This window comes from Lentzea aerocolonigenes (assembly GCF_000955955.1).
Lineage (GTDB): Bacteria > Actinomycetota > Actinomycetes > Mycobacteriales > Pseudonocardiaceae > Lentzea > Lentzea aerocolonigenes_A.
The window spans coordinates 1-7,311 of the sequence record NZ_JYJG01000082.1 but is presented as its reverse complement, the minus strand read 5'-3'; the positions used below and the strand labels follow the sequence as shown (position 1 = coordinate 7,311).

Annotated in this window: 6 protein-coding genes and 1 pseudogene; 4 read left to right on the top strand and 3 right to left on the bottom strand. The window is 63.0% G+C overall.

Features of this window, described 5'->3' with window-relative positions:
* Nucleotides 1–149 precede the first annotated feature (149 nt).
* The gene (locus tag UK23_RS13680) at nt 150–1,724 is read left to right on the top strand and encodes a tyrosine-type recombinase/integrase (protein ID WP_045311863.1); all 1,575 of its coding nucleotides are present in this window, start codon (nt 150–152) and stop codon (nt 1,722–1,724) included.
* Nucleotides 1,725–2,294: 570 nt separating this feature from the next.
* On the opposite strand, the gene UK23_RS13675 is transcribed toward UK23_RS13680, so the two are convergent.
* Nucleotides 2,295–2,645: a hypothetical protein gene (locus UK23_RS13675; protein ID WP_156213083.1), complete on the bottom strand. Its 351-nt coding sequence runs from the start codon at nt 2,643–2,645 to the stop codon at nt 2,295–2,297.
* Nucleotides 2,646–2,788: 143 nt separating this feature from the next.
* The gene (locus UK23_RS13670; protein ID WP_045311861.1) at nt 2,789–3,943 is read right to left on the bottom strand and encodes a hypothetical protein; all 1,155 of its coding nucleotides are present in this window, start codon (nt 3,941–3,943) and stop codon (nt 2,789–2,791) included.
* 148 nt (nt 3,944–4,091) lie between these two features.
* Between UK23_RS13670 and UK23_RS13665 the strand changes: the two genes are divergently transcribed.
* From UK23_RS13665 to UK23_RS13655, 3 genes are all read left to right on the top strand, one after another.
* Complete coding sequence (locus UK23_RS13665) at nt 4,092–4,394, top strand: AMED_5909 family protein (RefSeq protein ID WP_231114498.1); 303 nt, start codon at nt 4,092–4,094, stop codon at nt 4,392–4,394.
* A gap of 4 nt (nt 4,395–4,398) precedes the next feature.
* Nucleotides 4,399–5,286, top strand: a complete 888-nt coding sequence (locus UK23_RS13660) for a helix-turn-helix domain-containing protein (protein WP_082114632.1) — start codon at nt 4,399–4,401, stop codon at nt 5,284–5,286.
* 75 nt (nt 5,287–5,361) lie between these two features.
* Nucleotides 5,362–6,258 (top strand): helix-turn-helix domain-containing protein, encoded by an 897-nt coding sequence (locus tag UK23_RS13655; protein WP_156213082.1) that lies wholly within the window; start codon nt 5,362–5,364, stop codon nt 6,256–6,258.
* Nucleotides 6,259–6,498: 240 nt separating this feature from the next.
* Here the strand turns inward: UK23_RS13655 and UK23_RS52630 are convergent.
* A pseudogene (locus tag UK23_RS52630) lies at nt 6,499–7,311 on the bottom strand (cell division protein FtsK); the annotation flags it as partial.

The window sequence follows — 7,311 nt, the reverse complement described above, 5'->3', positions numbered from 1 at the left end:
GCCTGGGGCACCACCTTTCGCCGGGTGAAACTAAGGGCTCTGACCAGTGAAAACAGGTCGGAGCCCTTGGTCTTTAGTCGAGACTGAAGTCGATCTCATCGCCCGTTCGTGGGGCTAGACATGGTGCGAGTTCGGCGTAGTTTCGCAACATGAGCACCCCGAAGCGCCCCGCCAAGGGCCGCCAGCGAGGGGAGATCGAGCCCCTCCCGAGCGGTTCGCTGCGCGTCAAGGTCTACGCCGGCATCGACCCGATCAGCGGTCGTCGGCACTACATCTACGAGACCATTCCGGCCGGTCCAGACGCCGCGAAGAAAGCCGAGAAGGCTCGCACGCGGATCATCAACGAAATCGATGAGCAGCGGAACTCGACCACCAACGCTACGGTCAACCGGCTCATGGATCGCTACCTCGAACTGCTCGACGTCGACAAGAAGACGCGCAAGAGCTACGAGGGGTACATCCGCAACCACATCCGGCCGATCCTCGGGAAGCTTCAGGTAGGCAGGCTCAACGGAGAGACGCTCGATTCGTTCTACAGCGTGCTGCGCCGCTGCCGCGCTCACTGCGACGGCAGGCCGTTCATCGAGAAGCACAAGACGACCGACGCCCACGATTGCGTGGAGCAGCAGTGCAAGGCGCACGTCTGCCGCCCACTCGCGAAGTCGTCCATCCGACAAGTGCACTGGTGCCTGAGCGGTGCACTAAAGCGCGCCGTCAAATGGCGTTGGACTGGAACTAATCCGCTGGCACAGGCAGAGACGCCCAGGCCCGTGGCGGCAGATCCTCACCCACCTACGCCGGAGCAAGCAGCCGCCATCGTCAACGAGGCCTTCAAAGACCTCTCCTGGGGGATGTTTGTGTGGTTGGCGATGACCACAGGTGCCCGGCGTGGCGAGGTGTGCGCATTGCGCCTCGATCTGCTCGACCTGGAGAACGCCGTCCTGCCGGTCAAGACGAGTATCAGCCAGGACGGCGCAGAGACGTGGGAGAAAGACACCAAGACCCACCAGCAACGCCGAATCGCGCTGGACCCGGAAACCGTGGGGCTTCTCCGCGCGTACCTCCAGTACCGAGGAACGAAGGCAGCCGAGTTGGGCGTGAAGGTCGCGAAGGACGGCCGTCTCTTCTCCCCCAGGTTCGATCACACGGACTGGATCAAGCCGGACACCGTGACGCAGCGATACCGCCGGATGTGCGCACGGCTCGGCTGGGACATGCACATTCACTCGCTCCGCCACTACTCCGCAACGGAACTGATCGCGTCCGGTGTGGACGTGCGCACGGTCGCGGGACGGCTCGGCCACGGTGGCGGAGGCGCAACCACCTTGCGCGTCTATTCAGCGTGGGTCTCGGAGGCAGACCAGCGCGCGGCAGGAACCATCGCCGGACGGATGCCAACTCCGCCGATCAAAATTGACCTGTCCGGTGCTCCGGTCTCCACTCTCGAACCGGCAACAGACAACCCGTATCAGAAGATCGCAGCCGACTTGCGCGGAGCGATCACCTGCGGCGCTCTCAAGCCCGGAGACCTCCTGCCGACGGTTGTCGAACTGAAAGCGCGCTACGGCGTGTCAGCGGGCACGACCAACCGCGCTATCGCCGAGCTGAAGGCCGCCGGACTCGTGAACGCCAGCCGCGGCAAACGTGCCGTTGTGCTCGCACCGGGAGAGGAACCGGACGTAGCCGACGTCGTGAGCATCAAGCGCAGGCGAAAGGCCGAGTAACTCCCCTAGTCGCGGGGCCTGTCCATGGGCCCCTGCCCTTTCAGCCAATCGCGCAGCGACTGAGATGGACGCCCGTTGGGAAATGCAGACGACTCGACAACGATAACAACAAAGGCAGTGTACAATTTTCCAGGTTGCCTGCCATGCGTCGGCTCCCGACGCTCCACGAGCGCAAGGCGGGAATCCGCGCTACACCTATGGATAGTCTCACAATAACGCGTCATGTCCAGGAATTTTCCTCGCGCAGATATCCCCCATCCCAGGAATATGCCCAATTGGACAGGCGTGGATTGAACACCTAGCGCGCTACACAGCTTTCGGTGGACTTCCTCTCGAGCACGACGAGGTAGATGCAGGCCTACAGCAACTCCATGAGGCCGAGCAACAACATCTTCAAAGTCGCCCGGATGTGGATTCCGGTCATAGTTGTATTGTATTTCGCGGAAAATTTCGCTGACCACCTCGTGCGAATCATCACGTGGAGGCAGTGGTTGTCCGCGACCAACCGGCGGCTTCCAAGGTAACTCACCATCCATCGGATTACCCTCTCAAATCGAGCGAATACTCACCTCAGCCGTGAATCATGTAACCGAAAATAGCAATGCCGACCGATGTCGCCATGACGATGCCTCCCGTTGTCATCGCACTGGAGCTGCCCGCAATGTAGCCACCGACGAGAATTAGGAAGCCAATTCCACCGGTCAGCCACAACGGCCAGACCAGTTCAGCAAGAAAATGAGCAACCTTTGCAAGGAAGACTGCGGCGACAATAAACACCACGATGGCTCCCAGCAGGAGTACCACCTGGATGACATTTCCAGCACGGTCACCGGCGTCCTCGGCGATCATCAACTCCGTCGGCCGCGGGAACATGGCTTCGCTTCCTGTCGCACCATTGCGTCGACACTTGACGTCGATCAAGCCTCTGACGGTCGGGCAGGCTGTCCGATCAGCACGTCAGTCGTCGATTCACGCCTGGTTGTTACTGATGGCTCGTCACGCACCGGGATAATCGATCTTCCCGGCTGGATTTGCCCAGGGTTCGCGAACCCGCTGCTGGCCGGCTAGGCGAGCGCTGTAAGCCGTTTCTGCTGCCGCTGTGAGCCGACCTGGGCCGCGAGCAGTCGCGCACGCTCAACGTGTGTGGCTGCCTCATCTTTGGCGCCGTTCGCCATGAGCACCTGCGCGAGATCCACTCGAAGCGTCGTCTCCGCGCGTGCGAAAGTCGGATCAAGGCGCCGCAGGACATCTGAGAGCACCTCGATGGCCTCTTGGTCACCGAGCCGAGCTAGCGCGTTGCCGCGCCACCGGGCAAGGTGCGTCGAATCGAACACCAGGTAGGGCGTCTCCGACGCGTCGACACATGCCGGCATCGATCGCAAGGCGTCATCGAAGGCGATCAGGCATTGCGCACGACTGCCGCTCGCCGCACACGCTTCGCCGTAACCCGCGGACAACCAGGAATAGAGCAGGCGTGGCACACGACCACGCGCAAGTTCGAGCGCGTGCCGCGTCAGGTCCACAGCGGCATCCGCTTCCCCGATGTCGAGCAGAACCACGGCCTGCCCGGCGCACGCGTACGCCTCAAGCTCGACTGACCTAGCCTCTCGCGCCGCAGCCTTCGCGGTGTCGTAGTGGTTCCATGAATCGTTGACCTGTCCCTGATCTAGCGACTGCCACCCAGCAAGCGCGGCCGCATCTACCAAGAGTTCTGCCAACGCCGCGCGAACCGGTTGATCGAGCACGTCTCGAAGTACACGCTCCATGTGATCGATCTGCGCGCACAACTCGCTGCGAAGCGCGGACGCACCCAGCTTCCGGTCTATGACTCGCGTGATGTCGAGCTTGTGCCGCATCAACCCGACGGTGTCCAGGTCGAGGGCACGACCAGCCGCAAACCTCGCGCGCAGGGCGAGTTCATCCTCTGTGGCAGTGGGAGCGACCTGTTCGACCGACTCCAGCAGACGTTCGATCGGCACGCCCAACATCTCTTCGAGAAGGCGGCCAGTTGCGGCTGTGACGGGTCCCAGGTCGCGGCCGTCGTCCCGTTTGCCAGATGCCAGGCGGCGCACGTGTCGAGGGCTGATCGTGCCTTTCAGGCCGTGCTCACGCGCGAACACCTCGGCAGCCTCGCTGAACTCTTCGGCGGTCTGACGACGCTGCCGCACCAGCTCGCCGAACAGCGTCAGCGCCCGTTCCTGCCCGCGTGCCGAGCCCATCGGTCGACCTCTCATGCGCCAATGTCAGCGTTGCTTAGTCCAGGTCCAATCATGGCATCTCGGGTCAATACCAGGTCATTTACACCTCGCATGGCCGAGTGAACGCTGATGTCTGCGGTTCTGAGGTGATGATCTGAGGTGATGAGCAGTGAAGGTGACCGAAGACTGGTGGGCCACAGCCGCCCTGGCAGAGACGTTGATGCAGGCTCACGAGGCACTGAGCCGTGCACGTCCAAAGCCAGGAACGCGTGACCCTCGCGTGTGGCGTGACTACCACCTGCGCAGTGCAGCCATCTACACCGAAGTCGCTCAGATCGACCGGGGTCACTTCCACGAAGCGACGGCGTGGGCCACGTGCGAGCGCCAACGCGGCGAAGAGTTCGACCGGCAGATCAAGTCCAAGAACGCGGGCAACGCGTCCGCTTCGTCCTCAGTGGACAAGGCGAGCTGACGACATGGCGCAGAAACTCACGGGGGGCAAAGCAAGCCTAGAGGTGCGCGCGCTGAGCAGGACCGTGCTGGGGTGGCGCAACATCAGAGGCTGGTCTCTCCCAGAGTTGGGTGAACTGGTCGGCTTTTCAGTGGCGACGCTCTCTCAGATCAGCCGAGCCGTGACGCGTCCATCTCCGAGCGATGTCCTGAAGATCGGCGCTGCGTGTCGCGCACCTGACGACGAGATCGAACTTTGCGCTCGGGTGGCACAGCGAGCGAACGATCCTCAGATGTGGGACCGGATCAACGGTGACGCGTGGGCTCGTCTGGTGTGGACCCCTTGGGACGTCATGGCAGAAGCCAACGAACTCCTCATCGTGGCATCCGACGTCCTGCCTGAGCCGTTCCGAATCGGCGCTTATCACGATGCGCTATGCGAGTCAGGCGCGGCAACCAGCGGTCTGGACGTCGATCTCCAGCAGGGCGTTCTGGCTCGATTGGACATGGATGAGAAGGAAGCAGCAAGACCAGGTAGCCACGGGCCACTGCACATACGGCTTCTTGTCACAGAGGCTGTTCTCACGGGCAGCGTCGGCGGGGCTCGGACCATGATCGAGCAGCTTGGACACCTGGAAGACCTCGCAGGGCGAACAGGGTTCGACCTTCGCGTTGTGGACAACGAGGCAGGGCCCTACTTCGGCATGCACCAGTCGTTCACCGTGATGCGGTTCCGGGCACCACGATTTGAGGACGTCGTCCTCACTCGCACTCTGCACGGCGGTGACGTCTGGCTTGAGTCTGCTGCTGAATGCGCACCCTACGAACGCGCTCTCCTCGTACTCAACGACGTCATCAGGCCACGAGAAGACTCTTTGCACTGGCTCAGCCGAGCATCGCTAGCTCTGCAATAGCCGTTGCCTGACAACAACTCTGAACGGCGTCAGCATCGGCTGCGCACGGACACTGCCCAGGCGGGAAACCTAGACATGGCAAAGAGAGCTTCTTCTGCACGCAGCCGTGAGTTCGGAGCAGGAGTTCGAGCGGCGATCGAACGCACCGGACTCACCTCACGTGAGATCGCTGGACTCGTGGGCTGTCACGAGACCAAGGTCTCCGATGTCGCGAACGGCAAGGGGACCGTTACTCAGATCGAGGTCGCCGTGCTGCTGGGAGTCTGTCGCACCAAGGCTCCAGAAGTGGCTCACCTGATGGGCCTCTTCCCCACGCGACACCACGGCGGTGGTTGGTGGCAGGAGCACGGCGCGCGCCAGCCCATCGAACTGCGCACGGCCTTCGAGAACGTGAGTGCGTCCAAGAAGATCGTCAGCTGGCACGCGAGCATGGTGCCGTTCTTCCTTCAGACGGCCGACTACGTCCGTGAGGTGCTCCAAGCGTCCGCCACGATTCCCGCCGAAGAACTCGAAGAACGCACGAAGGCACACCTTGCGATGCAAAAGGCCCTCCCGCGCAAGGCGGAGCGGGTGTTCTTCGTCCACGAGTCAGCGTTGTGCCTGCAAGTCGGTGGACCCCAGGTACACGCGTGGCAGATGCAGCATCTCGCCGTCACGGCGAACCAGCCGAACACCGCGATCAGGATCGTCCCCTCAGCACGAGGCGCACACGCTGGCATGGCAGGACCATTCACTCTGTTGACCTTCGAGAAGTACGAACCGCTGGTGTGGGTGGACACGGAGAACTCCAGCCTGTTCGTCGAGAGCGACGATGCGGTCAAGGGCTACGACATGGTCGTGAAGACGCTCAAGGACACGAGCTTGAGCGGAGACGAGTCCAGGGAGTTGATCGCCAAGTTGTCCGAGACCGCATGGACCGCTGCTGACGAGTACGCGGGGCTGCGGGCACCTTCGGCAGGACCCGTGCCGTAGACGGCACGCCTAAGCAGCCAGCCCTGGCAACTCCGTCACACGATCCGCCAGGACTGGCACCCAAGGCCGTCGCGACACTCGATTTCACGTCGTCGGGTGCCGCGACGGCCGCGTGTGACGGGACGACCCGTCACACGTCACACCCGTCACGGTGGATCGTTCGCGCAGGTAGAGCACCGTTTCGAGCCCGTCACAGCGCTTGTGACGGCGTGACGGGTCTGCTGGACGGGCTGTGACGGGTCAGCGCTCACCGTCGATCACCTCGCCTTCAAGCACTGCCGCGTCCCGCAGACGCTCGGCGGCGGCAAGCAGATCCGCGACGGCGTAGCCGCGTACCTGCTTCACACCGTCAGCCGTCGGCACGCGGTCCCGCGTCGACCGGCAACCCAACTCCACCATGTCGCGGCCGAACGTCGTCATCTCCAGTCCCAACGCCTCCACAAGCTCAGACGTGGGAACGAAGTCACGACCGTCATCACATTCCTCGAGGTAGTCCACAACGGACGCCAACGGCTTAGGCAGTTCAACCTCCGCGGCGCGAACAGCCTCCGCTGCCATCGGTGCGCCACTCCCGATCGCCTTCGCGACGGCCGCGTGATCGAGCATCGGCTGTGCTTCCTGTCCGGCCGCGTGTCCGCTCAACGTCCCCTCCGCCTCACGCAGCCCACGACCGCGCTCGCACAACTCCCTCCAGTCCTCGTTCGGCATATAGAACGTGCGCACGGTCAGCGCGAGTACATCGGCGCCTGCCTCCGTCTCGCCGTCCGGCCGCAGGATGCCCACGCCCTTGTGCGATGGCAGCAGACGGCTGCTGTCGTAGCCACGCGTGTTCATCTGCTCGCCCAGGACGATGTTGCTGTCACGCCAGTCGATGACCCGCAACGCGAACCGTGAGCCGAGCACCGCCCGCAGCTTGGACGGGATGGTCTTGCTGTCCGGCCTCTGCGTAGCGAGCACTAGGACCAGCCCGGCTGCCGGAGCCTTCTTCGCGAGCCATGTCAGCAACTCGCCGATGTACTCCCCTGCCGTGAGCTTCTTCCCTTGCACCTCAAC